At 58.3% G+C, this 218-nt stretch carries 1 protein-coding gene; it reads left to right on the forward strand.

Annotated elements, in window-relative coordinates; genetic code table 11:
* Positions 1 to 218 (forward strand): hypothetical protein (locus ACVBEF_RS21435; protein WP_447125913.1); only part of this gene is annotated, 218 nt, incomplete at both ends.

The raw sequence follows: 218 nt of genomic DNA on the forward strand, positions 1-218 counted from the left end.
TGCCCGATTACATGGTGCCAGCGGCGTATGTCACGCTGGCAGCATTGCCGCTGACACCGAACGGCAAGCTCGACCGCAAGGCCCTGCCAGCCCCGGACGGCGCTGCTTACGCTGTCAGCGGCTATGTTACCCCGGAGGGGGAAACGGAAATTATCTTAGCCAGAATCTGGTCCGAACTATTGCAGATCGAACGCATTGGTCGTCACGACAATTTCTTC

Source organism: Glaciimonas sp. GG7 (assembly GCF_052976905.1).